The organism is Streptomyces mangrovisoli (assembly GCF_000974985.2).
GTDB classification, from domain to species: domain Bacteria; phylum Actinomycetota; class Actinomycetes; order Streptomycetales; family Streptomycetaceae; genus Streptomyces; species Streptomyces mangrovisoli.
This window is the reverse complement of record NZ_LAVA02000058.1, coordinates 79,931-105,167: the sequence shown is the minus strand read 5'-3', so window position 1 is coordinate 105,167 and position 25,237 is coordinate 79,931. Positions and strand designations below refer to the sequence as shown.

Annotated in this window: 19 protein-coding genes and 1 riboswitch; of the genes, 14 read left to right on the top strand and 5 right to left on the bottom strand. The window is 72.5% G+C overall.

Annotated features, from left to right (window positions below):
• Nucleotides 1–302: 302 nt before the first annotated feature.
• A riboswitch (SAM riboswitch) is annotated at nucleotides 303–412 on the bottom strand.
• A gap of 484 nt (nucleotides 413–896) precedes the next feature.
• From WN71_RS24010 to WN71_RS23975, 8 genes are all read left to right on the top strand, one after another.
• A complete protein-coding gene (locus WN71_RS24010; protein WP_046588092.1) occupies nucleotides 897–1,652 on the top strand; it encodes a GNAT family N-acetyltransferase in 756 nt (251 codons plus the stop codon).
• The gene (locus WN71_RS24005) at nucleotides 1,649–2,782 is read left to right on the top strand and encodes an LLM class flavin-dependent oxidoreductase (protein WP_046588089.1); all 1,134 of its coding nucleotides are present in this window, start codon (nucleotides 1,649–1,651) and stop codon (nucleotides 2,780–2,782) included. The genes WN71_RS24010 and WN71_RS24005 overlap by 4 nt, the downstream gene beginning before the upstream one ends.
• A 156-nt stretch (nucleotides 2,783–2,938) precedes the next feature.
• Nucleotides 2,939–3,370, top strand: a complete 432-nt coding sequence (locus WN71_RS24000) for a BlaI/MecI/CopY family transcriptional regulator (protein WP_046588087.1) — start codon at nucleotides 2,939–2,941, stop codon at nucleotides 3,368–3,370.
• A 4-nt stretch (nucleotides 3,371–3,374) separates the two neighbouring features.
• Nucleotides 3,375–4,409, top strand: coding sequence for a M56 family metallopeptidase (locus WN71_RS23995; RefSeq protein ID WP_079178057.1), 1,035 nt, complete (start codon nucleotides 3,375–3,377; stop codon nucleotides 4,407–4,409).
• Nucleotides 4,410–4,924: 515 nt separating this feature from the next.
• Nucleotides 4,925–6,262, top strand: coding sequence for a glycosyltransferase (locus WN71_RS23990; RefSeq protein WP_052743100.1), 1,338 nt, complete (start codon nucleotides 4,925–4,927; stop codon nucleotides 6,260–6,262).
• Nucleotides 6,259–7,014 (top strand): polysaccharide deacetylase family protein, encoded by a 756-nt coding sequence (locus WN71_RS23985; protein WP_046588085.1) that lies wholly within the window; start codon nucleotides 6,259–6,261, stop codon nucleotides 7,012–7,014. The genes WN71_RS23990 and WN71_RS23985 overlap by 4 nt, the downstream gene beginning before the upstream one ends.
• Nucleotides 7,015–7,307: 293 nt before the next feature.
• Nucleotides 7,308–8,576, top strand: coding sequence for an FAD-dependent oxidoreductase (locus tag WN71_RS23980; RefSeq protein ID WP_046588082.1), 1,269 nt, complete (start codon nucleotides 7,308–7,310; stop codon nucleotides 8,574–8,576).
• Nucleotides 8,577–9,005: 429 nt separating this feature from the next.
• Nucleotides 9,006–9,191, top strand: a complete 186-nt coding sequence (locus WN71_RS23975) for a hypothetical protein (protein ID WP_046588079.1) — start codon at nucleotides 9,006–9,008, stop codon at nucleotides 9,189–9,191.
• Between the two features lie 111 nt (nucleotides 9,192–9,302).
• On the opposite strand, the gene WN71_RS23970 is transcribed toward WN71_RS23975, so the two are convergent.
• A complete protein-coding gene (locus WN71_RS23970) occupies nucleotides 9,303–9,947 on the bottom strand; it encodes a TetR/AcrR family transcriptional regulator (RefSeq protein ID WP_046588076.1) in 645 nt (214 codons plus the stop codon).
• A 96-nt stretch (nucleotides 9,948–10,043) separates the two neighbouring features.
• On the opposite strand from WN71_RS23970, the gene WN71_RS23965 reads away from it, so the two are divergent.
• Both WN71_RS23965 and WN71_RS23960 read left to right on the top strand, forming a co-directional pair.
• A complete protein-coding gene (locus tag WN71_RS23965; protein ID WP_046588073.1) occupies nucleotides 10,044–11,519 on the top strand; it encodes an MDR family MFS transporter in 1,476 nt (491 codons plus the stop codon).
• 267 nt (nucleotides 11,520–11,786) lie between these two features.
• Nucleotides 11,787–12,431 carry a dihydrofolate reductase family protein gene (locus WN71_RS23960; RefSeq protein WP_046588071.1) on the top strand — a complete coding sequence of 215 codons (645 nt, stop codon included), beginning with the start codon at nucleotides 11,787–11,789 and terminating at the stop codon, nucleotides 12,429–12,431.
• 22 nt (nucleotides 12,432–12,453) lie between these two features.
• On the opposite strand, the gene WN71_RS23955 is transcribed toward WN71_RS23960, so the two are convergent.
• Complete coding sequence (locus WN71_RS23955) at nucleotides 12,454–12,699, bottom strand: hypothetical protein (protein WP_240529736.1); 246 nt, start codon at nucleotides 12,697–12,699, stop codon at nucleotides 12,454–12,456.
• Nucleotides 12,700–13,018: 319 nt separating this feature from the next.
• Here WN71_RS23955 and WN71_RS23950 point away from each other — a divergent pair, with 319 nt between their 5' ends.
• Entirely contained in the window at nucleotides 13,019–14,299 is a 1,281-nt protein-coding gene (locus tag WN71_RS23950) for a polysaccharide deacetylase family protein (protein ID WP_046588069.1), read from the top strand.
• A 215-nt stretch (nucleotides 14,300–14,514) separates the two neighbouring features.
• Nucleotides 14,515–15,693, top strand: coding sequence for an ROK family protein (locus WN71_RS23945; RefSeq protein WP_052743099.1), 1,179 nt, complete (start codon nucleotides 14,515–14,517; stop codon nucleotides 15,691–15,693).
• 31 nt (nucleotides 15,694–15,724) lie between these two features.
• Here the strand turns inward: WN71_RS23945 and WN71_RS23940 are convergent, their stop codons facing one another.
• Nucleotides 15,725–16,882, bottom strand: a complete 1,158-nt coding sequence (locus tag WN71_RS23940; RefSeq protein WP_046588063.1) for an ROK family transcriptional regulator — start codon at nucleotides 16,880–16,882, stop codon at nucleotides 15,725–15,727.
• A 183-nt stretch (nucleotides 16,883–17,065) separates the two neighbouring features.
• On the opposite strand from WN71_RS23940, the gene WN71_RS23935 reads away from it, so the two are divergent.
• Nucleotides 17,066–20,236 carry a beta-glucosidase gene (locus tag WN71_RS23935; protein ID WP_052743098.1) on the top strand — a complete coding sequence of 1,057 codons (3,171 nt, stop codon included), beginning with the start codon at nucleotides 17,066–17,068 and terminating at the stop codon, nucleotides 20,234–20,236.
• A 139-nt stretch (nucleotides 20,237–20,375) separates the two neighbouring features.
• Nucleotides 20,376–21,560, top strand: coding sequence for a serine hydrolase domain-containing protein (locus tag WN71_RS23930; RefSeq protein WP_046588061.1), 1,185 nt, complete (start codon nucleotides 20,376–20,378; stop codon nucleotides 21,558–21,560).
• Nucleotides 21,561–21,671: 111 nt separating this feature from the next.
• Here the strand turns inward: WN71_RS23930 and WN71_RS23925 are convergent, their stop codons facing one another.
• Both WN71_RS23925 and WN71_RS23920 read right to left on the bottom strand, forming a co-directional pair.
• Nucleotides 21,672–22,898 (bottom strand): chitinase, encoded by a 1,227-nt coding sequence (locus WN71_RS23925; RefSeq protein WP_046588059.1) that lies wholly within the window; start codon nucleotides 22,896–22,898, stop codon nucleotides 21,672–21,674.
• 219 nt (nucleotides 22,899–23,117) lie between these two features.
• Nucleotides 23,118–24,971 (bottom strand): type 1 periplasmic-binding domain-containing protein, encoded by a 1,854-nt coding sequence (locus WN71_RS23920; protein ID WP_052743097.1) that lies wholly within the window; start codon nucleotides 24,969–24,971, stop codon nucleotides 23,118–23,120.
• Between the last annotated feature and the right edge of the window lie 266 nt (nucleotides 24,972–25,237).

Below are 25,237 nucleotides of genomic sequence, written 5' to 3'. Positions count from 1 at the left end.
CCGTGGACGCGGGGTCGCGCCACGGCGTGCGAGGTCATGAGAGGGGAAGTGGTGCGAGCCGGGCCGACGACAGGTGTGCCGGCACGGCAAAGTCCGGGAAGGCCCTGGAAAGCTCAGGAGGGTCCGGGAAAAGCCCAGGAAGGGCGGGAAGCCCAAGAGGGCCGGGATGCCCAGGAAGGGCGGGATTCAGCCCTTACACAGGCAGCTGGAGACCAGCAGCAGGTCGACATGGAGCCGGGAGCACAGCATCAAGGGCGTCGCCATGCCGTCCTCCCGGGTTCTGGCCCGCCACGGGGCCGAGGTGAGCGCACTTGCAGAAACATGAGATCCGCCGAGCCGTCACCTGGGGCACCCCACTGCGTCGAGGGTTGCCGTCCGGCCAGCCAGGGCTTGGACACCGGAACTCGTAGCTCGCGCTCACCGTAGATCCGCTTTTCTTCCGGCGTCAAGACGGGCCGGGAACGCGGCGGCCCGGCGCGAACACCGTTCGGACAACAGCGAGTTCGCGCCCGGCGCCGCGGTGGTGCGGGCACGTTCCAACCAGCGGACACACGGTGGACGCACCGGTCCGAGGTGTGATTGCATCCGGCCATGGCGACCACTGGCACGGTACACACGGTGCTGCTCGACCCGTTCTGGGTGAGCCGCCGCGCCGACCAGTTCGACGAGGTCTGTTGCTGACCGCCGTCCACCGGCTCGCGTTCTAGATCCTGCTCTCTCCCGTGGCCACGGCCACAACTCCCCCCGCTGTGCCGCCCGTCACCGGCGCCGCCGCCCCATGTCCGTTCCGCGCCGCCGGAGTCGACGGACATCGTGCCGGGCCGGCCGGCCAAGGCACCGCGGGCCCCGCAGCCCCCGCGCCGCGCCCGCTCCAGAAACGGAGACCCCGTACCGCCATGTCCACCAGCCTGCACCCCGCCCTCTCGCCCAGCCCGACAGGGCCGCACATCCTGGACAACCCCGCCTGGGCCGCGCTGACCGGCCCGCACGCCCACCTCGCCGAGCGCCTGGGCCGGGCCGCCCGCTATCCCACGGACGTCTCCCCGTTCACCGCCCTGGAGGACCCGGCCGACCCCCGCGCCTGGGACGACCTGGCCGCCCTGGTGGGGCCCGGCACCGTCACGCCGGTCACCGGGGTCCGGAGCGTGCCCGACGGCTGGCGGATCGAGGAGAGCGGAGAGGGTGTCCAACTGGTCGACACGGCGCTGCGCGCCGAGCCCGCGCCCGAGGCCGTCTGGCTCGGACCCGCCGACGTACCCGAGATCCTCGGCCTGATCGCGCTCACCCGGCCGGGCCCGTTCCGGCCCCGCACCATCGAACTCGGCGCCTACCTCGGCATCCGGGAGCGCGGCCGGCTGATCGCGCTCGCCGGTGAACGCCTGCGGCCGCCGGGCTGGACCGAGATCAGCGCCGTCTGCACCCACCCCGACCACCGCGGCCGGGGCCTCGCCACCCGCCTGGTCCGGGCCGTCGCGGCGGGCATCAGGGACCGCGGTGACACACCCTTCCTGCACGCGGCCGCGAGCAACACCAACGCCATCCGGCTCTACGAGTCGATCGGGTTCACCCTGCGCCGCCGCACGCAGTTCACGCTCGTACGCACGCCGGGCGAGCGGCCCCGGACGCCCGAGGAGCGGGAGGCCCGCGCGTGAGTCCCTTCGAGACACCCCTCGGCGTCCTCGACCTGGTGCCGATCTCGTCCGGTGGCACCGCAGGGGAGGCGCTGCGCAACTCCGTCGACCTGGCCCGGCAGGCCGAGCGCCTCGGCTACGCCCGCTACTGGTTCGCCGAGCACCATCTCAACCCGGGCGTCGCCGGCACCTCGCCCGCGGTCGTGCTCGCCCTGACCGCCGCCGCGACCTCGACGATCCGGCTCGGCTCCGGCGCCGTACAACTGGGCCATCGCACCGCGCTGTCCACGGTCGAGGAGTTCGGCCTGATCGACGCGCTGCACCCCGGGCGCCTCGACCTCGGCCTCGGCCGCTCCGGCGGACGCCCGCCCGGCGGGCCCGCCGCCGCGCCGCCGGACACGCCCGCGATCGTCGACGGCCGCGCCCCCAACGGCCTGCGCGTCCCGCCCCGGTTCTCCTTCGAGCACCTGCTCGGCTCACCGCGGGTCGCACTCCAGCGCAGCCTGCTCCAGCAGCCGAACGCCGAGTCGCAGGAGTACGGCGAGCAGATCGACGACATCCTGGCGCTGCTGGCCGGCACCTACCGTTCGGCGGACGGCGTCGAGGCCCGTGCCGTGCCGGGGGAGGGCGCCGACGTCGAGATCTGGATCCTGGGCAGCAGCGGCGGCGAGAGCGCGGCGGTCGCGGGCCGCAACGGACTCCGGTTCGCCGCGAACTACCACGTGAGCCCGGCCACGGTGCTGGAGGCGGTGGCCGGCTACCGCGCCGCGTTCCAGCCCTCCGACGTCCTGGACAAGCCGTACGTCACCGTGTCCGCGGACGTGGTGGTCGCCGAGGACGACGGGACGGCGCGTGAACTGGCCACCGGCTACGGCCTCTGGGTCCGCAGCATCCGCACGGCCGAGGGCGCCATCCCGTTCCCCACCCCGGACGAGGCGCGCGCCCACGCGTGGTCGGAGGCGGACCGCGCGCTGGTGCGGGACCGCCTCGACACGCAGTTCGTCGGCTCCCCGGGCCGGGTCGCCGACCAGCTGGCCCAGCTCCAGGAGGCGACCGGCGCCGACGAGCTGCTGATCACCACGATCACCCACGGCCACGCGGACCGGGTGCGGTCCTACGCGTTGCTGGCCGAGGAGTGGCGCAGGAGGTGAGACGCGCGGCGTCCGTCGCGGGGCGCTCGCACCAGGGCTCGCGGGTCGCCGCGGCGGCCGCCGCGGTGCTCCCTCGTCCGATGCCCACGTTTTACGACAAGTAGGAGGTGGGCGGGTAGCCTGTGCCTGACGACGACACGGAAGGCGGACGGTGCGGTGGCAGGCCGAGGGGACGAGGAAGCTCAGGAGGCGTCCGGCCGGCGGGCGCGCGGAGAACTGGAGGGCGCGGTGCTCGCCGCGCTCTGGGCCGCCGACGGGCCGCTGATCGCCCGGGAGGTCCAGGGGCGGCTGCCCGGTGACCTCGCCTACACGACCGTGCTGACGATCCTGTCCCGGTTGCTGGACAAGGGCATGCTGGTGCGCCACCGCGAGGGCCGCGGCTACGCCTACGAACCGGCCCGTGACGAGGCCTCGCACACCGCCCAGCGCATGCACTCCCTCCTGGTCGGGGGCTCGGACCGGGAGGCGGTGCTGGCCCGTTTCGTCTCGGAGCTGTCCGAGCAGGACGAGCAGGTGCTCCAGCAGTTGCTGTCCGGGCACGGCGGCGACTCGTCGCCCGAGAGCAAGCGCGCCCGCGGGAAGGGGTGAGCCGGTGCTGGTCAGCGTCTACATCCCGTTCCTCGTGTCGGTGGCGCTCGCGGTGCTCGCGCCTCCCGTGGCCCGCCGGCTGCCCCCGCGCCCGGCGGCCTGGGCGCTGGCCTGCGCCGCGCTGGTGACGGCGGCCGGCTGGGCGGGGGCGCTGGCGCTGCTGTCCTTCACCGGCCTGGCGCAGATCCCGCAGATCGCGGCGGAGGGCGGCTGGTCCGTGGCCGTGCTGCGGGCCGAGGACCCGGTCCACCACGTCGTCGCCGCGGGCAGCACCCTGGCGCTCGCCCTGGGCGTCGTCTCGCTGGGCGTGGCCGCCGTACGGCAGGGACGTCATCTGGTCCTGGCCCGCCGGGAGTGCGCGCAGCTGCCCGGGCGGACGGAGCTGGCCGTGGTCGACGACGACGTGCCGGTGGCCTTCGCGCTGCCGGGGGCGCCGGGCCGGATCGTGGTCTCCCGCGGGATGCTGCGCTGCCTCGGCAGCGAGGAGCGGGAGGCGCTGCTCGCGCACGAGCGGGCGCACCTGCGGGGGCGCCATCACGTCTTCCAGAGTGTGTGGCGGCTCGCGGCCGCCCTGAACCCGTTGCTGAGGCCGGTCGCCGTCACCGGCACCTACGTGCTGGAGCGCTGGGCCGACGAGGAGGCCGCACGGCGCGTCGGTGACCGTACGGTCGTGGCGCACGCCGTCGGCCGCGCCGCCCTGGCGTCCGCCGGCGCGTCCCGCCCGGCCGCGCTGGCCGTGACCGGCGGCGCGGTGCCCCAGCGGGTACGGGCCCTGCTGGCCCCGCCGCCCGCCCGGCGCAGCCTGCCCCTGCTCGGGGCCGGTCTGCTGCTGACCGTGTGCTGCGCGAGTCTGGTCAACGCCGCGTCCGACAGCGACGCGATGCTGGACAACGCGCAGTGGGCGCTGTGTGCGGCGCAGCCGGGGACCTCCGGGGCGCCGACTCGTCACGATCAGGATCACGACGGCGATCGCGATCACGGACCGGACGGCCGCTGCCCCGGCCATCCGAGGGCGGGGCACCCGGAGGACCACGCCTGACCGGCGTGCCATCAACGCGGCCGGGCGGTTCGGCTCCGCCGGGCGGCGCGGCTGTGGCGCGTGACGCGGCCGTCCCCGTGAGGCGGGTGCTTTCGCGACGGCCTTGGGCGCATCTCCGCCCGGGGTGCACGGCCGCAGTCCGCTGACGCGGACGGCCGCGACAGCCGTGAGCGCTGCCGGCAGGGCGGGCCATCGCTTCACCGCACCCCCGTGTCCCGAGTTTCTACGTCTTGTAGTACGTTCCGGCGTGGGTCGATGGGTCGGTGGGTCCGTGGGTTCGTGAATCCGTGGATCCGCGAGTGCCGTGCCGGCCTTGCGTGCCCCTCGAATCGCCGCCACGCGGACGGCCGTTCCCCAAGTTCTACATCATGTAGTAGTTTCAGCCCTCGACGCCACCGCGGCCGAGCCGCGGCCTGGTCCGCGCTCGGGCGCGGCCCCGGCCCGCCCCGCCGTGCCGTCGTCCGCGCCGGGGCAGCCCCGGCCGTGCCCGTATCCCGTCTGGAGGCTGATCCGCCGTGCCCCACCGTGACGACCTGGTGCCGGAGTCGGCCCCGGACCCCGCCGCACCGCCACCGCAGGGCGCGCGCGCCACGCGGATCGCGATCATCTCCGCGAGCGTCGGCGCGGGCCACGACGGAGCGGCCGCGGGGCTGGCCGAGAGGCTGGTGGAGCACGGATTCGTGGTGGACCGGCACGACTTCCTCGACCTGCTGCCCGCCGGCGCCGGGCGGCTGCTGTGCGGCGCCTACCACCACCTGCTGACCTGGCTGCCCGAGGGCTACCAGCGCCTGTACGCGGCCACCGACCGGGCCGCGCGCCCCGGCCTGGTGTGGCGGGTGCTGTTCCGTGCCGCCGAGCGGTCCACCCTGCGGGCGCTCGCGCCGGACACCGGCGCGGTCGTCTCCACCTATCCCGGGGCCGGCCAGGTGCTGGGCGCGCTGCGGCGGCGTGGCCGGCTGAAGGTGCCCGCCCTCACCTACCTCACCGACTTCTCCGTCCATGCCCTGTGGGTGGCCCCCGGCATCGACGCGCACCTTGCCGTGCACCCGGTGCCGGCGGCCCAGGCGCACGTGCGGGGCGCCGCGGCCGTCACCGTCGTGGGCCCGGTGACGCACGCCCGGTTCGCCCCGCCCGCGGCCGGGCAACGGGCCGCCGCCCGCGACCGGTTCGCCCTGCCCCACGACACGCCGCTGGCGCTGCTGGTGGCCGGCTCGTGGGGGGTGGGCCCGGTGCGGCGCGCCGCCGCCGAGATACGGGAGACCGGGGTCGCGGTGCCCGTGGTGGTCTGCGGGCGCAACCGGGCCCTCGCGGAGCAGCTGCGCCGCGACGGTGTCGAGCACGTCTTCGGCTGGGTGGACGACATGCCCGGCCTGATGCACGCCTGCGACGTGCTGGTCCAGAACGCGGGCGGGCTGACCTCGCTGGAGGCGTTCGCCACCGGGCTGCCGGTGGCCAGCTTCCGTTGCATACCGGGTCACGGGCAGACCAACGCCGCCGCCCTGGAGGAGGCGGGCCTCGCGGCCTGGATCCGCGATCCCGACAAGCTCGCCCCGGTGTTGGGCGAACTCCTCCACGGGCCGCGCGGCCGGGCTCAGCGCGCCGCCGGACTCGACCTGCACCGCCTGGCGCCCGGACCGGTCCTCGCCGTCGTCTCCGGGGTCCGCTCCCGCACCGGGCCGACCGCGGTGCCCGTACCGGCGCGGATGCGCGGCCGGCGCCGTATCCCGCTGACGGCCGCCACCGTGGCGGCCACGGTCTCCCTGGGCGTCGCCGCCCCCCTCGCCCACGCCTACAACGAGACGCCCGACCGCTTCACCGCCGTCACCCACTACCTGGACGGAGACGGACGATGACCCGGGCCGCCCGCCTCGCCCGCGCCACCGCACTCGGGACGGCCGCGGCGCTGCCCGCGCTCGCCGCGCTGAACGCCGCCCCCGTGATCTCCACCTTCGGCCCGCTGCGCAACGCCGTCATGCCCCGCCTGTCCGGCCGGGGACGGCCCGACCACATCGCCCTCACCTTCGACGACGGCCCCGACCACCTTGCGACCCCGCACTTCCTCGCCCGGCTCGACGCGCGCGGTGTCCGCGCCACGTTCTTCCTGCTCGGCTCGATGCTCGTACGCTCACCCGGACTGGCGAAGGAGATGGCCGCCGCCGGACACGAGATCGCCGTCCACGGCTGGCACCACCGGCCCCTGCTGCTGCGGGGCCCGCGGGCCACCTACGACGACCTCGCCCGCGCCCGTGACGCCGTGGCCGACGTCACCGGCACCCCGCCGACGCTCTTCCGGCCGCCGTACGGCGTGATGACCACGGCCGCCCATCTGGCCTGCCGCCGCCTCGGCATGACCCCCGTGCTGTGGACCTGCTGGGGCGAGGACTGGCGCGGGCGGGCCACCCCGCGGTCGGTCCAGGACACCGTCCTGCGGGACCTGCGCGGCGGCGGCACGATCCTGCTGCACGACTCCGACTGCACCTCGGCGACCGGCTCCTGGCGCACCACCCTCGCCGCGCTCCCCGGCATCCTCGACGTCTGCGAGGAGGCGGGCTGGCGGATCGGCCCGCTGCGCGAGCACGGCGTCCCGGGCCTGCCGGAGCGGTGACCGGGGCACGGCCGGACGGGTCGGTCGAGTGGCTGGTCGGAGCGTCGCGGCTTTCGTGCAACTTCCTTCTGAAGATGTGCAGTTGGCGTGCGGTAACCGCATGATGAGGAAAGGCCCGTCCACGGTTGGGTCCCATTTCAGTCAACGTGCACCCATATCGTCGACCCGAACCGGCCGATACGACAGACTGGGCCCTGGAGGGGGGACGAGTGCGCCGGTGCTTCGCCGACGTGCCATCCCGGAGTGTCGTGTCGCTTTGGGGAAGGCGGCGCGAAGACCGGTGGGGGAAATGCATGACGCAGTCGCTTCCGGGGCAACGCCCTGCGGACGAGCAGGCGTTGAGGGGGCGTGGGGGGCTGCCGGTCGTCATCGTCGGCGCCGGGCCCTATGGATTGTCGGTGGCCGCGCATCTGCGGGCCGCCAACGTGCCCGTGCGCATCTTCGGGGAGGTGCTCGGGAGTTGGCGCCATGCCATGGCGACCGGCATGTTCCTGAAGTCGACACCGGCGGCCACCGACCTGTCCGCGCCCGAACCGGGCGGCCGGCTGGCCGATTTCCGCCGGGTGCACGGTGAGCCGGAGCTGACCGAACTGACCCCCATCCCGTGCGACGTGTTCGTGCGCTACGGGCAATGGTTCCAGAAGCGGTACGTCGGCGAGGTCGACCCGGCCCGGGTGGTGACCGTGGAGCGGGACGGCGGCGGCTTCCTCGTCCGGCTCGACGACGGTCAGCAACTGCGGGCGCGGGCCGTCGTCGTGGCCACGGGCCTCAACGGACTGGCGTACATCCCGGAGGAGTTGCGCACTCTGGTGCCCGAAGGCGCCGGGCCCGAGGCCCTGGTGTCGCACACCAGCCACCACACGGACCTCTCGCGCTACGCGGGCCTGCGGGTCGCGGTGGTCGGCGGCGGGCAGTCCGCGCTGGAGAGCGCCGCGCTGCTGCACGAGGCCGGCGCCGAGGCGCGGGTGCTGGTCCGGGAGCGGACCGTGCTGTGGGGGACGACCCCCGACCTGAACCGGCCCTGGACGCAGCGGATCACGAGGCCCGCGTCCCCGCTGGGCACGGGCTGGCCCCTGGCGGCCGTGTGCTGGGCGCCCGGCGGGGTGCGCCGGCTGCCCGCGCCCGCCCGGCTGCTGCTGTTCAGGCGGGCGCTCGGACCCTCGGGCGGCTGGTGGCTGCGATCGAGGGTCGAGGGCGTGGTGCCCGTGGCGACCTCGTGCCGGGTCACCCGGGCGACGGCCGACGAGGGCACGGTGCGACTGGAGGTCGCGGGATCCCTCGGTGAGGCCGAGCCCATGGTCGTGGACCATGTGCTGGCCGCCACCGGCTACCGTCTCGACCTCGACGCCCTGCCGTTCCTGACGTCGGGGCTGCGCACCGCCGTCTCCTGCGTGCCGGGCTCCAAGGCGCCGCACCTGAGCGGGTCGTTCGAGTCGTCGGTGCCCGGCCTGTACTTCACCGGATCGCTCGCCGCACCGATGTTCGGCCCGATGATGCGGTTCGTGGCCGGCACGGAGTACGCGGCCACGCACATCACGCGGCGGGTGGCCACCGCGTCCTGACCGCGGCCCACGCCACCCCTACAGGGCGGACGGAGCCCCTGCTCCGGCCGCCTGCGGCACGTGGCTCCGAGGGGCGTCGCAGGGCCCCGTCGGGCTCCCCGGAGCGCGCCTCGCCGATGGCCCCGTGCTTGCCGGATTGGCAGGTCGTGAGGTAGGGGTATTCGTCGGTTGGAGCCGGAACCGCCCTGCGGGGGTCCGCGGCGACGACGGTTCGGGTCGAGGAACGGAGCGGTGCGTGAGTGCGGAGCGGGCAATGGCCGCGGGGCGAGGCCTTCGTGGCGCGCAAGCTGTCCGGTGCCGGTTGAGGCCGGTCGGGGCGCTTGAGGTGACGCCTCGGGCAGTGACTCTCACCACACGAGCGGGCAACGGGGCCGGGGACCCGCGCCGGCCGGTGCGCCGCCTCCCGGTGGCCTCGGATCGGACGGACGCATGAAGACCGCGAAGCGCCGGTACGGCCTGGTGTGGACCGATCCGGACGGCGCGCCCCAGGCGTCCGCCGGCGGCTACGACAAGCGCTCCGCCACGCAGCGCCGACGGGCCTTGAAGGCAGCCGGCTGCACGGGTGTCGAGGTCGTCGTGGTCAAGCCCGGGGAGATTCCCGAACTGGCGCTCTGAGCCGGTTCGGCGGGCCCGGGTACGCGGGGGCGGCGCGCGGGGTGCGGGCCGCCTCACGCCAGGGCACCCGCGCCGGTCACGCCGCCGCTGTCGCCGTCGTACCCGCGCCGGTCACGGCGCCGGTGTAGCCGTCGTACCCGCTCCCCGTCCCCCGTGGTGAGCGACGAGCGGCAGGAAGAGTTCGTCGACGATCGCCCGGATGCGGCTCGGTTCCAGGGCCTTGAGCTCCATCAGCAGGTCGTGGCGCACCAGGTCGAACGGCAGGGCGAGGACCGCGGACGGGATCCGTTCCAGATCGATCTCGCCGCGGTCGTGGGCGCGCCGGTACAGGGCCTGGACGCGCGCGTGCCGCTGGTCGCCGAGGATCCGGTCGCGCGCCTGGGCGGGGGTCAGCCCGGTGTCGGTGAGGAGGCCCGAGAAGCCCGCGGCCGCCGCGACGGCGAAGAACGGGGCCCGGGCCTCGCCCATGCCCGTCAGCGCGGCGACGAGGTCGCCACGCAGGGTGCCCGTGTCCGGGAGGTCGACCGGGTGGCTGAGGCGGTAGTGCTCCAGCGCGGCGAGAGCGAGTTCGTCCTTGTTGGCCCAGCGCCGGTAGAGCACGGCGATGCCGGTGCCGGCGCGGGCGGCGACCGACTCCATGGTCAGCTTCGCGAATCCGGCCTCGACCAGCTCGTCCCAGGCCGCGTCGAGCAGCGCGGCTTCCAGTTCGGGACCGCGGCGGCGTCGGCGGGAGGGAGCGGCGTCTGAGTCGGTCACCTCCCCAGTATAGGGAAGGGTTGCATTCCTTATCGGATTGCCGCACTCTCTTAAGAGATGGATTCCACTCTTATCCGGGTTCGGTGAGGCAGGACGATGACAGGGACCACGACCGCGGAGGTCAAGCTGCCGCCGCAGGTGAGGGGCGCGCTGCTCGCGCTGGTCGTCGGCGGGATCGCGGCGATCCTCGACTCGACGATGGTCACGCTGGCGATCCGCACGCTGGTCGTGAGGCTGCACTCCACCACCGGCACGATCCAGTGGGTGACCACCGGCTACCTGCTGGCGATGGCCGTGGCGATCCCGGTCACCGGCTGGGCGGAGCGCCGCTGGGGCGGCAAGCGGGTCTGGGCGGGCGCGCTGGTGCTGTTCGTGCTCGCCTCCGTGCTGTGCGCCCTGTCCTGGAACGCCGGCAGCCTGATCGGCTTCCGGATGCTCCAGGGCTTCGGCGCCGGACTGATCTTCCCGCTGATGCAGACGCTCGCCGTGCGCGCCGCGGGAGGGCGGGTCAGCAGCCGGCTGATGGCCGCCGTCAGCCTGCCGATCGCGCTCGGGCCCATCCTCGGCCCGGTGATCGGCGGACTCGTCCTGAACTGGCTGAGCTGGCGCTGGCTGTTCCTCATCAACGTGCCGCTGATCGCCGTCGGACTGCTGCTGGCGCGACGGTTCCTGCCCGACGACCGTCCCGCGCCCGGCGCGGCGCCCGGCGTTGCGCCGGGCTCGGCGTCGGACCGGCCGGACTGGATCGGGCTGATCCTCCTCGCGCCCGCGCTGACCGGAGTACTGCTCGGTCTCTCGCAACTGTCCGAGAACGGCGGAGCCGACCACGCCGGGGTGCTGGTGCCGTTGTCGGCGGGCGCCGTCCTCCTGGCCGCGTTCGTCGTCCGGGCCGTGCGGCCCGGTGGGCGACGGCCCGTCGTCGACGTCCGGCTGCTGGGGCTGCGCTCGCTCGGCAGCGCGGCCGCCGTCCTGTTCACGGCCGGTGCGGCGATCTACGCCGGCATGTTCCTGCTGCCGCTGTACTACCAGCAGATGCGCGGCGACAACGTGCTCGACGCCGGGCTGCTGCTGATCCCGCAGGGGGTGGGCGCGCTCGCCGCGCGCTTCGCCGTGGGCCGGCTCGTGGACCGCTTCGGCGCGCAGCTCGTCACGATCGGGAGCTTCGTGCTGACCGCCGTCGCCACCGTGCCCTTCGCCTACGCCGGCGCCGACACGAGCCCGTGGTGGCTGGCGGCCGTGCTGTTCGTGCGGGGGCTCGGCATCGGGGCCGTGCTCATTCCGCCGATGTCCGTCGCCTACCAGGACACGCGGCCTGCGGACATCCCGCACGCCACCATGAACACCCGCATCGCCCAGCAGGTCGGCGCCTCCTTCGGCACCGCGATCGTCGCCGTGGCCTTCCAGTCCCTGGCCGGCCGCGGTGCGATCGCCGCCTTCCACGGCGCGTTCTGGTGGGCGGCCGGCCTCACGGCCGTGGCCGTCGTCCCCGCCCTCGCGCTCCCGTCCGGCCGCGCGGCGAGCCCGGACCACGAGGAGCAACGACCGAATCCGGCGCGGACCCCGGGCCGCTAGGGCGTGTTGCGAAAGTCCCGTCTGCCGCCCTTCGGGCGAACGACGGGACTTTCGCAACACGCCCTAGCCGCCCCGACACCGGCCGCGCATCCGCAACGGCCACCCCGACGCGCCTCGCCCCGCGAGGCCGGGGTCAGTGGCTCGTGGGGGGGCGTCCGACGGCCGGCACCCGGGCCCGGCGTCCGGGCCGGCCGACGTCCGGGGCCGATGTCGGTCCCAGGTCCGTACACCCGATGAGTTCGTCCCGCGGATCAGGTCTGTCCTGGTATGACTCGCATCATCGCCGACATCTCCGTATCGCTCGACGGCTTCGTCACCGGGCCCGATCCCGGCCCGGACAGCGGTCTGGGCACCGGCGGCGAGGCCCTGCACACCTGGGCGTTCTCCGACGACCCCGAGGACCGCCGGTGCCTGCGCGAGGGGACCGCCCGCTCGGGTGCCGTCGTCCTCGGCCGCCGCCTCTTCGACGTGGTCGACGGACCGAACGGCTGGAACGACGACGTCGGTTACGGCGCCGCCGAGGCCGCCAGGCCCGCGTTCGTGGTCGTGACCGGCTCGCCCCCGGAGTCGGTACGGCTCGGCGACTTCGACTGGACCTTCGTCACCACCGGCCTGCCCGACGCCGTGGCGGTCGCGAGGAGACGCGCCGAGGCGGCGTCGTCCGCGGCCGGTCAGGACCTGGACGCCGTGATCATGGGCGGTGGCGCGACCGTCGGCTCGGCGCTCGCCGCCGGGCTGGTCGACACGCTGGTGCTGCACCTCGCGCCCGTCGTACTGGGAGCCGGGACACCCCTGTTCACGGGCGGCGCGCCGCGCACCCTCAGCCAAAGGAGCGTGCTCCGGACGTCCACGGCCGTACACCTGACCTACGACGTTCTCCGACCAGGCGCCGGGGCGCGGCCGTCGAGGTGACTGCCGGGGGCGGGCGAGGGACTCAGCCCGCAGGGTCCTCCTCCTCGTGGCGGACCGCCCGCTTCGCCGCCTGTTCCACCTCGTACCGCGACATCGAGACGTCCTCGCGGCCGGCGTACTCGGCGACCGCGGCATGGAACGTGGCCGCCGCCTCGCGCCACCGCGCCCACTGAAGCTCGTACGCCTCACCCGTCAGGCCGGCCAGCTTCGCGCGCGTCATCTCGGCGGAACGTTCCAGCTCGACCAGTTCTTCGGGAATGTCTGCCATGTTCCCGGATCCTAGGGTCGACCCCGACGCGCCGCCTGTCAGCGCGCCGCGACACCCCCGTACGGCTCCCGGCCCTGCCAGACCGCCATGTGGGGGCGTCGGTCGCGCCCGCTCCCGACGGCGGCACGGCGTTATACACGAGCCTCGGCCGCCCCTTCGTGCAGCCACGGCGGGTGGCGTTGCTCCGTCCCGGTCATCTTCGGCCCCTGATTCCCGACATGCCGACCAATAGGCAGATAAGCCTATTAATGGTGCATACGGTGCTCTCGTTGGCCAGGACTTCACGACAACGCACCCTCGGGCGCGGGTTGGGACACCCATGGGCAAGCTGAGCCGCAGGAACGCATTGGGTATGGGACTCGGACTGGGAGCCGCGGCGATCGGCCTCGGCGGCTGCGGTACCGATACGGACTCCACTGCCCCGAACGGACGGCCCACCGGGGCGGCGGGCGGCCCCAGACGCGCCCCGCGTACCGCACCACGACTCATCGGCGACGGCTCGACCGCCTACACCGGCAGACAGCCCAACCAGCCCCCGACACCGGAGCGGCTCGAACCGGGCCAGAAGCCACCGCAGTTCGTGATCCTCTCCTGGGACGGCGCGGGCGAGGTCGGCACCGGCCTCTTCCCCCGTTTCCTGAAGGCCGCCACCGACCACGGCATCCACATGACGTTCTTCCTGTCCGGGCTGTATCTGCTGCCCGAGTCCAAGCGCCGTCTGTACAACCCGCCCAACAACCCGGTCGGCGCCTCGGAGATCGGCTATCTCACCGACGAGCACCTCAAGGAGACGCTCGGGTACGTCCGCCAGGCATGGCTCGACGGGCACGAGATCGGCACCCACTTCAACGGCCACTTCTGCTCCGGCTCGGGTTCGGTGGCCGCCTGGACGCCCGAGCAGTGGCGCAGTGAGATCGAGCAGGCGCAGTCGTTCGTCACCTCGTGGCGCACCAACACGGGCTGGCACACGGACGATCCGCTGCCCTTCGACTACAGCCGCGAACTCATCGGCGGCCGTACCCCCTGTCTGCTCGGCCAGGACAACCTGCTGCCCGTGGCACGGGAGTTGGGCTGGCGCTACGACGCCTCTTCCCCCGGCGGCCTGCAGCAGTGGCCGAGCAAGCGGATGGGGGTGTGGGACTTCCCGCTCCAGGGCATCCCGTTCCCGGGCCACAGCTTCGAAGTGCTGTCGATGGACTACAACATCCTCGCCAACCAGTCGAAGAACTCCACGAAGGCGCCCTCCTACAACTATCCCGCCTGGCGCCAACAGGCCACCGAGTCCTACCTCGCCGGTTTCCGCCGGGCCTACGAGACCAACCGCGCGCCCTTCTTCATCGGCAACCACTTCGAGGAGTGGAACGGCGGCATCTACATGGACGCCGTCGAGGAGGCGCTGAAGCAGATGTCGGACCCGAAGGACGTGCGGATGGTGTCCTTCCGGCAGTTCGTGGACTGGCTCGACGCCCAGGACCCGTATCTCATCGACCAGTTGCGCTCCCTGGAGGTCGGGCAGGAGCCGCCCGGCGGCTGGAAGGCCTTCCTCACCGCACCCGCGCCGTCCAAGTCCCCGGCCCGGACCTCGGCCGTCGCCGGCTGATCCCGGTCGATCCGGCCGCCCTCCTCCCGGCCGACCGGCCCCCGGCCCCCGGTGACCGACGCCCCGGCTGGGCGCCGCCGATGTATTGCTGACTACACGCAACGGTTCCTATAGTCAGGAGCGTTCCGCAGCAGCACCGCGCTCAGGAGTCCCGGCCGTCGCGTCTTGCGGTGCCGGGCGCCGGACGCGGGTCTTCGTCCGGCCGGGGTAGGCGTATGACCGCACATCGAGGACAGCGGAGTTCGGCCGCGCTGCTGGAGAGCGCGATCCTCGACTGCTTCGACGGCGTGACAGCGCTGCACCGGGCGGAGATCGTGCAGCGGACCGGGCTCTCCCGCACCGTCGTGGCGTCCCTGCTGAGCGTGCTGACGGCTCGTGGCGTGCTGCTGATGACGCATGTCGAGCGGACCGGGACGCCCGGACGGCCGGCTTTCGCCTATCAACTCCGGTCAGCGGTAGGGCCGGTTCTGCTCATCAGGGTGTCCGGTTCGGCGCTCGGCCTGTCGTTGGTCGGTCCCGGGGGCGTCCGGGACACCGCGGCCGTCGCCGTCCCGTCCGTCGCGGACTCCGGATGGGTGGACGGCGTACGGGAGTTCATGGCGAAGGCCGAGGCCGCGCAGGCCCGGACCCGGCACGTGGTGATCTCCGCCCCGTTCCCGGTGAACCAGGCGGGGGAGCCCGCCTACCCCAGTTCGCCCGCGCTGGGCGGCAGTTACGACGTCCTGCGGCAGGCGGTGGAGGGGGTACGGCGGCGGCTGGTGGACGCGCTCGACCGTCCCGTCCTCATGGTCAACGACGCCCAGCTCGCCGCGCTCGGCGAGGCATCCTTCGGCGCCGCCGTCGACGCGCGGGCCAGCGTCCATCTCAGCGTCCGGCACGGGATCGGCTGCGGTCTGGTGCTGGGCGGGCAGCCTTTCACCGGACCCGACGGAACCGCCGGGGAGATCGCCCATGTCCGCATCACCGACACCGGGCCCGACTGCTTCTGCGGCGGAACGGGCTGCCTCGCCACGCAGTTCGGCACCAAGGACATCGACCTCGCGCTCGCCGGGCTGTACGGCCGCCCCCTCACCCCCGCCGAGGCAGACGCGCTGGTCGCGGCCAACGATCCGCGGGCCGTCGGGTACTACCGTGAGGTCGCGCTGAAGGTCGCCCGCGCTCTGGCGGGGATCGTCACCGTCCTCACCCCCGATGTCATCGTGCTCGACGCGGAACTCGGCCCGGCCCATGTGCCGTTCGCGTCCTCGCTCGCCGACGGCCTGGCACGGTACTGCCCGCCGCTTCAGGTCCAGGGGCTGCGGCTGCTCCGCGGCCGGCTGCGCGACGCCCAGGCGGCCGGGGCCATGGCCTACCGGCCGACGGGCGAACAGCGGCTGCCGGCCGGGAGGCCGTAGGACCGGCGACCGCGGCCGGTGGCCGGCGCGGTCAGGTCCGGGCCAGGGCGCAGGCGAGCGCGGCGGCGCCCGCCAGCTCCGCGTCGTCCCCGAGGCCGGCCGGCACGATCCGGACCGACTCGGCGATGGCCGGCTGCGCGTTGCGCCGGACCGTGTCGGTGACGCCGTCGAGGAACGGCGTTCCCGTGGCGCCGAGTTCGCCGCCGATGACGATGGCGGCCGGATTGAGCAGGTTGCCGAGGACGGACAGCACCTCGCCGAGGATCCGGCCGGCGTCGTTCAGGATGCGTCGCGTGGTGGGGTCCTCCGCGTTGAGCGAGAACAGCTCGCCGGGGTCGAGGTGCGGCCGGGTGTGGGCGACCTGCGCCTTGATGGACTCGACCGACACGACCGCCTCGAGGCAGCCGCGCTTGCCGCAGCGGCACAGCTCCGTGTAACCGGGCAGCGGAGTGTGCCCGATCTCCCCGGCGAAGCCGAGCGCGCCCCGGTACGGCTCGCCCTTCAGCACCAGGCCGGCCCCGATGCCGTGGGAGGCCTTCACATAGAGGAAGTCGCCCTGCCCGCGGCCCGCTCCGCGGTGGAGTTCGCCGTACGCGCCGAGCACGGCGTCGTTCTCCACGTGCACGGGCCGGCCGAGACGGGCCTCCAGTTCGCGGCGCGGGTCGAGGCCGACCCAGCTGGAGAGGATGGTCGGCGAACGCACCAGTCCGGAGACCGAGTCGAGGGGGCCCGGGATGCCGGCGACCACGGTGGAGATGCCCTCGGATCCGCTCTCCCGGAGCAGCTCCGCCAGCATCTCGGCGGCCCGGTCCATGGCCGCGGCCGCTTCGAGGTCGACGTTCATGTCGACCCGCCGCCGGGCGTGTATCTCTCCCGCGGCGTCGACCACGGCGACCTTCACATGGGAGTGCCCGAAGTCCAGCGCCGCCGAACCGCGGTGCGTGGCCACGCAGTGCAGCACCCCGGCGGGACGGCCGCTGCCGCTTCCGGGTCCCTTGACGGCCGGGTCGCCCTCGGTCACCCGGCCCTCGGCGATCAGCCGGGAGACGGCGTGGTTGACCGTGCTGCGCGACAGGCCCGTCGTCCCGATCAGCTGGGCCCGGGTGACCGTACCGCTCGCCTGGATGACACGGAATATCTCTTCCCGGGTCCGCTGCCGGGGCGAGGAGCGCTCGCGGGCCGAATTCATGACCCGATCGTAGCGACCCTCAAACTTTCCTCCAATCATGGTTCAAATGATTTCGCCCGGTTAACGATTAAACCGAAATCCCGCCCTGTTTTCAGTTATTGACGGACCAAAAGATGGCTTCGTAGCCTCCTGCTGGATCCGGTTCACCGCCGTACCGGATCGACGACAGAAGGGACGCTGTCCGTGAACGTCACCCCGCGCCGCCACCCGAGACCCCTGCTCGTCGCCACCGCCGCCTCCGTCGTCGTCTCCACCCTGCTGTTCGGGGGCCTGGTGGTGCCCGCCCAGGGCGCGACCACCGACCCCGAACCGACCGCACTCGAGCAGGCCAACGCGACCCTGTCCCGCACCGCGGCCGAACAGGGCATGGTCCTGCTGGAGAACCACGACCAGACGCTGCCGATCGCGTCCTCCGGCAACATCGCGCTCTACGGCGTCGGCGCCTACCAGACCGTCAAGGGCGGCACCGGCTCCGGAAGCGTCAACAACCGCTACACCGTCAGCGCCCGGCAGGGCCTGGAGAACGCCGGCTACAAGATCACCACCAGTGACGCCTACTGGTCGGCCATGACCAGCGCCTACGACACCAAATACGGCGGCGCCACCTCCAGCCCCTTCGGGCAGACCGTCGACTACGCCTCCGTGGAACAGCCGTTGACCGCCCAGACGGTCCAGCCGACCGCGAAGACCGGCACCGCCGTCTACGTCATCGCCCGCAACTCCGGTGAGGGAGCGGACCGTTCCTCCGGCAAGGGCGACTACCAGCTCAGCGACACCGAGCGCGCCAACCTTCAGCTCCTGGGCCGCAGTTACCAGCACGTGGTCGTCGTCATCAACTCCGGCGGCATCATCGACACCAGCTTCTACAAGCAGGTCAACGCCGCCGAGAAGGACCCCTTCGGCGGTACGGCGCTCGACTCGATGCTCCTGATGAGCCAGGCCGGCCAGGAGAGCGGCAACGCCCTGGCGGACGTCCTGAACGGAACCACCACACCCTCCGGCAAACTCACCGACACCTGGGCCTCCGCCTACTCGTACTACCCGGCCTCCAGGACCTTCGCCAACAACGACGGCAACTCGCTGACCGAGGAGTACAGCGAAGGCATCTACGTCGGCTACCGCTACTTCGACTCCTTCTACCGCTCCCTCGACCAGGACGACCCGGCCTCGGTGGTCAACTACCCCTTCGGCTACGGCGCTTCCTACACGAGCTTCGACGTCCGCGCCCAGCGGGTGACGGCCGACGCGAAGAAGGTCACGGTCACCGCCAAGGTCACCAACACCGGGCACCGGTACAGCGGCCAGGAGGTCGTGCAGGTCTACGTCTCCGCCCCGCAGAGCGGCCAGGACAAGGCCTACCAGCAGCTGGCCGGCTACGCGAAGACCGACAACCTGGCGCCGGGCGCCTCCCAGACGGTCACCATCACCTTCGACACCAGCTCCCTCGCCTCCTACGACGAGAAGCGCGCCGCCTATGTGATGGACGCCGGCGACTACGTCGTACGCGTCGGCGACTCCTCCCGCAACACCCACGTGGCCGCCCGGCTGAACCTGTCCCGCTCCGTCGTCACCGAGCAGGACCACACCGAGCTGGACGACCAGCAGCCCAGCAGCGAACTCACCAGCGATCCGGCCGACTTCTACACCTACCCGGGAGAGAAGCGGGAGATCGCCACCGCCCGGCGCATCACCCTCGACCCGCGCTCGTTCCGCACCGCGAACGACGCCTCGGCCTACGAGCAGAACGTCACCGTCCCGGCGAGCTCCCCCTACCACGCGCTCGACGGCGACAAGATCTCCTCCACCACTGTCTACCTCGACAAGAGCCAGAAGAACTGGGAGGGCACCGGCGCGCCCTACCAGCCCAAGACGGGGGAGAAGGTCCAGTACGTCACCACCCGCTCCGGAGCCACCCTCTACGACGTGGCCAAGGGCAAGCTCACCGTCCAGCAGTTCGTCGCGGGACTCTCCGTCGACCAGCTGTCCCAGATCGTGGAGGGCACGAGCTCCGGCGGCTCGACGCCGTCCGCGGTGGGCGCCGCCGGATACACGACCGGCGCCCTGGAGAGCGAGGGCATCCCGAGCATGACCCTGTCCGACGGCCCGGCCGGCCTGCGCCTGACCCAGCAGATCTCGACCACCCCGACCACCTACCAGTACGCCACCGCCTGGCCCATCGGGACCCTGCTCGCGCAGACCTGGGACCGCGGCCTGGTCGACCAGGTGGGCACCGCCATCGGCAAGGAGATGAAGGAGTTCGGCGTCTCCCTGTGGCTGGCCCCCGGCATGAACATCCACCGGGACCCGCTCAACGGCCGCAACTTCGAGTACTACTCCGAGGACCCGCTGGTCTCCGGCCTCACCGCCGCCGCCACCACGGCGGGCGTCCAGAGCAACCCGGGCGTCGGCGTCACCGTCAAGCACTTCGCCGGCAACAACCAGGAGACCTCCCGCAATTCGGGCAACGACGTCGTCAGCGAACGCGCGATGCGCGAGATCGAGCTGAAGGGCTTCGAGATAGCCGTCAAGGCGGCCCAGCCCATGGCCGTCATGAGCTCCTACAACAAGATCGACGGCACCTACTCCTCCGGCAACTACGACCTCCTCACCGACCTTCTGCGCGGCGAGTGGGACTTCAAGGGCACGGTCATGACCGACTGGGGCGGCAGCCACGGCGCCACGGCGACCATGTACTCCGGCAACGACCTGATCGAGCCCGGCGGCAACCCCGCCGAGGTGGCCAACTCCATCAAGAAGGTGGCGCCCACCGTCGACATCGACGGACTGCCCGCCTACACCCGGTCCGACTTCAGCTTCGGCGACCAGACCTTCACCAGCTACACGCTCCAGATGGGCAGTCTCACGCTGAAGTCCACCGGTGCGGCGAAGGTCACGACGACCGTCGACGCCTCCACCGACCTGTCCAAGACCCCGCTGTCCGGCACCAGTTCCACCGGCGCCGACGGCAAGACGGTCTTCACCCCCAACGCGAAGTTCACGTCCGTCGACGACGCCTACAAGGCCGTCCAGACGCTCCTCGCCTCCTCGGCGTTCACCAGCGACCAGAAGGCCGCGATCGCCGTCACCGACGTCCAGCACGACGGCACCGGCGCCGTCACCTCGTACAAGATCACCCTGACCGGTGACTACGCCACCGACACCCGGCTCGGCGACCTCCAGCGCAGCGCCATCCGCATCCTCACCACCGCGTCCCAGACCCAGTCCTTCAAGGACCTCGCCGACCAGCAAGGAGTCAAGGGCATCGGCGTCGGCTCGTACACGGGCCAGTTCAAGAACCTCGACCCGGCGGTCACCTCCACGAAGGGCCGCGTGGAGAAGCCCGGGAGGCACTGACCCGGAACACCACCGACGACGCAGGTGCTCGGCCGGACCTTTCCGGCCGGGCGCCTCGCGCGGTCCGGGGGATATCCCGAGCGCGTACCCGGGGGCGTACCGGATCGTGTCCGGCGGCGGACGGAACTAGCGTCCGGACATGACATCCACTCTGCGTACGCGCTGGGCGACGGCGGCGGTCGGCCTGGCCGTGCTGCTCGCCGCCGTCGCGACCCCCGCCGTCGCCCGGCCCGGACCTCGGAGCCTCGCGCGGCAGTTGCGCGAGGACACCCGTGCGATCCACGCACTCGGTGTGGCCGGTGTGCAGGCCAGGGCGATCGGGCCGGACGGACGGCAGTCCGTGGCCGTCAGCGGCACCGCGAGGCTGGGCAGCGGCCGGCCCGTCGCCTCCGACGGCTACTTCCGCATGGCCAGCACCTCCAAGACGCTGGTCGCGACCGTAGTCCTGCAACTGGAGGCGGAGGGGCGGCTGTTCCTCGACGACACCGTCGACCACTGGCTGCCCGGAGTGGTGCGGGGCAACGGCAACGACGGACGCCGGATCACCCTGCGCCAACTGCTCCAGCACACCAGCGGCATCCACGACGACCTGCCCGGATACACCACGGCGAACGAGTACTACGAGCAGCGCCATCGCGTCTACGGCGCCCAGGAGTTGGTCGACCGGGCCATGGCCCATGCGCCGGACTTCGCGCCGGGCGAGGGCTGGGCGTACGCGAACACGGGCTACACCCTGCTCGCCCTGGTCATCCAGAAGGTCACCGGCCGCACCGCCCACCAGGAGATCGAGGACCGCGTCCTGCGCCCGCTCGGTCTGCACCGGACCCGATGGACGGGCACCTCCTCCGCCCTGCCCCGGCCGCATTCCCAGGCCTACCAGCTCTTCGGCCAAGGCTCCCGGGTCGACGTGACCGACCAGGTGCCGGTGGACACCGAGAACCTCTCGTACGTCACGACCACGCTGGACGAGAACCGTCTGCTGCGGGCGCTGCTCGCGGGCCGTCTGCTGCCGCCGCGTCAGCTGGCCGAGATGAAGCGGACCGTACCCGTGAGCGCGGACGTCCAGCAGCTGTGGCCCGGCGGCCGGTACGGTCTCGGCCTGGCCGAGCGGCCGTTGAGCTGCGGCGGAACCTACTGGAGCCACGAGGGCGGGGACGGCGGTTACATCACCCTCAACGGTGTCACGGACGACGGCCGTCGCAGTGCGGTGGTCTCCATGTCCGAGGCGCGCGGCGACAGTCTCGCGCACATCCTGCACCAGGAGAACGCGGCGAGCGCCCTGATCGACCATGCGCTGTGCGGCCGGGCGTCGGCCGCCGGGTGAGCGGTGGGCCGCGCGACGGACCGTGGCGGTCGGACGCAGAAGGCTCCGCGCCAGACCGCCACGGTCGATGGGTCGGCAGGCCACCGGCTGGTGCCTGGCGGCAGAGGGGCCTCAGCAGGCGCCCTCGTCCTGCCAGGGGCCCCAGTCGGTGCCGGTCGGCACCTCGTTCTGGGTCCACCACTTGGCCTTCCAGTTGTGGCCGTTGTACGAGACCTCGTCACCCGCGACGTAGACCGAGGACGAGTTCCAGGCCGTCTTGCACCCGGCGGACGGCGTCGTGGGCGTCGACGTCGGCGTGGTGGTCGGCGTCGGGGTCGAGGACGGCGGGGTGGCACCGGCGAACTTCACCGAGTACTTGGCGAAGTCCCACGAGCTCTGCGCCACGCTGGAGCAGGTCCCGGACGTGGTGCCGTTGTTGTCCGCGGGGGTGCACTGCCGGTCGCGGTTCAGGGACCAGAAGGTGAAGCGGTCCATGTTGTGGCTCGTGGCGTAGTCGAGCACGGTCTGGAAGTCGGCCTGGGTGAAGTACTCGCCGGTGTCGCTGCGCCCGTTCATCCCGGAGAAGCCCTCGTGGGCGTAGGCGGTCGCCTGGTCCCAGCCGAAGGTGGACTGGAGGATGCTGTTGAAGTTGGTGAGCGCGCTGGTCTGGCTCGCCGCCCCGTTGAAGCCGCCGTCGAAGGGCATGATGGAGAAGTTGTTCGGCGTGAACCCCTGCGACTTGGCCTCCAGCAGCATCTGCTTGCCGAACCAGCCGGTGCCGTCCGCGGTGCCTGCCGTCGTCACGGAGACGTACAGCCCGGGGTTGTTCTGCTGGAGGATCTTCGCGGCGCCGATCTCGTTCTTGATCGCGGCGGTGTTCTCGTACTCCGGCTCCTCGAGGTCGAAGTCGATCGCGTGCAGGCCGTACTTGGTGATGACCTGCTGGTACGCCGCCGCCGTGGAGGCCGCGTCCGAGCAGGTCTGGCCGAGCTTGGTGCCGCCGTAGCCGCCGATCGAGATCGAGACGTCGCCGCCCTTGCCGCGGATGGTGTTGATCACCGACTGCACGGCGGTGTCGGACGAGACGGCCGCGGTGCCACCCCAAGTGGGCGTACACCCGCCGCCGTTGGGTGCGAGCACGAAGGCGAGCTGGAAGGCCTTGAGGCCGGTGGCGTCCATGATGGCCGCCGCGTCCGGGGGGTTGTTGTCCAGCGGCATGAGGTAGGGAGCGGCGGCGTACCAGCGGTTGCTCAGCGCGGTGGTTGCGCCCGAGGCGCTGCTCGCGGCGAGGGCGGTGGTGCCGGCGGCGGCGAGCGTGACGGCGGCGGCCGCGCCCAGGCCTGCGCGAAGGGGTCTCACTGTGCCTCCAGGGGTGGGGGGAGGGGGAGTGAAGTCAGCCTGATCGATCTGGCCAGGGCACGTCAATGGATTGGCCTAGACCAAATTATTTTTTGGACTAGACCATGCGTGATGCTTGCGCGGCGTACGTGCCGAAGGCGGGCAGAACGGTCGAGCGGCCCTCAACTGATCAGGGCCGACTGCGAGTTGCAGTCGGCCCTGGGGTGCGCATCCGCAGGTTCAGAGGGCGGGCCCGAGTCGGTGGACGACGAGGGGGGTGCTGGTCCGGTTGCCGGTCGAGTCGATGCCGAAGCGGCCGGTGGCCGCGGGCACGGCCCCGTTGGTGAGGGCGAACAGATGGTTGCGGACGTCGTACTTGGTGGGCAGGGGATGGTCGGGGGTGGTGGCCCGGCGGATGGCGGTGGTGAGGGTCAGGACAGCGTCATGGGCGAAGACCGGCCAGGTGCCGCGGGTCGTGTCTCCTGCGGGGAAGGTCTGTCCGTGGTGGTCGGCGGTGAAGGCCGTCATGAACCTGGCGTACAGGTCGTGGTCCGTGTTGCCGTGGCCACGGAGCGCGGCGGGGCTGGGCAGGTTGGCGTAGAGCACGGTGATGGGTGAGTCGCCCTGGCTGTTCAGGCCGGAGAGGGTCGTCGGGTCCAGGGCCGAGGTGTCGGATCCGGTGACGACGGTGATGTGCTGCTGGTGACAGCTGCGTTGGGCCAGGGCCTGGAGGAAGTCGGGCAGATACTTCTCCCGCGCCGCGTAGTAGACGGTGTCGACGGGGTGTCCTGCGGTGCAGAGGTCCTGGCCGATGCTGCCGAGGATGGACTCGGCCCCGCCGCGGGGGTCGAAGGCGAAGTCCTGTCCCGGGTCGAGGTGTTGCTTCAGCCCGTCCAGGGTGACGAAGTCGTGGTGGAGGGAGTCGGTGTAGTAGTCGGCGCTCCCGACGGGGGTCACCTCGGAGCGTACGACGGCCGCGGTGCGCGGCGCGCTGCCGAGCGCCTTGCCGAGCGCCTTCAGCTGTGCCGCGTTGGTGAGGGAGACACGGGTCAGGCCCTTGATCGGCTTCGCCGCACCGTGTGCGCTGTCGATGGCGCCGGTGCTGTCGAAGCCGTCGGCGGTGATGAGGTCGGCCACCATGGGCAGGTCCTCCTTGCTCAGCGCGCGGGCCGCCTCCACGGACTCCTTCTGGCTGAGCCCCAGCCCGGCGACGGCGACCAGGTTCTTGACCTTCTTCAGCGCGCCGACGGTCTGCTTCCAATGCTGTTCCCCGCTGCCCATGTTGGCCAGGACCAGGCGGATCTTGAGGGGGCTGTCGCCGGCGTTGGCGCGCTCGACGGCGGTGTAGGCGCCCTCGATCTCTCCGGTGAACTGGTCCTGTGTGAGGTCCGCGGCCGCGCCGGTCGAACTCATCGGGGCGAGGAAGGCGATGGTCACGTAGTGCCCGGCACGGGTGGCTTCCGCGTTCTCGGCGCCGATGGCGGTCAGTGCCGGTTCGAGGGAGGCTCCGAACACCTTTGAGCCGTCGCCGCCGTCGGTCACGCCCGCGCACTCGCCGTGCGGGTAGGTGACGAGGGCCGGGTCCAGGGTGCCGCAGTGCTTCTTTTGGACCTCCTGCCGCTGGGCCTCCACCTTCCGCTGGTGCTCGACGGCCTGGTCGTGGCGGTGCCAGAGGTATCCGGCGACGAGCGCGGCCGCCACGGTCCCGGCGCCGACGGCGAGGGTCGCCCGGTGGTGCAGCAGGCCCGTCAGACGGGGCCGCCACCAGGGCGCGGCCGAGGACGGCGCCCGTGGTGCGCGGCGCGGCGTCGGCAGGATGATCGACGGGGGAGCCGGTGTCGGTGTCCGGGGCGGTGCGGGTTTCGGCGGCGGTGCGTCCGGCGACGACGGTGGCGGTGTCGGCGCCGCGGGTGACCCGGGTGGCGGAACCGGCTTGCTGTCGCGCACGTCCCGGCCGCCGGTGTCGTCGTCCTCGGCCGGCTTCGGGCGGCCGCCCTGCCGGGGGCGGCGCTCGTCCTCGGGCCGGTTCCCGATCCGAGGCGAGCGCGTGTTGTTGCGGCCCGTCTCGCTGTTCTCGTCCTCCTGGACCGTCATCGCACCCCTCCCGCGCGGGGGGCCGCCGGGCGGCGCGTGCCGGGCGGGAGGGTGTCGGGCAGGGGCGTCCCGTGGACGCGTAAGTATCGGTGTGCCATCGACGATGTCCTGTCTTTCCGGGCGCGGCTCGAAAAGGCCGCTCGACGCACCGCGTCCGGTCATCGGCCGGGACGGGGGCGCTTGAGGATCACCCGATACTTTCTGCGGCTCCCACTCGGTGGCAGAGCCTTTGGACGAGCGGAATCCGATCGGTTCGGGAAGCCGTG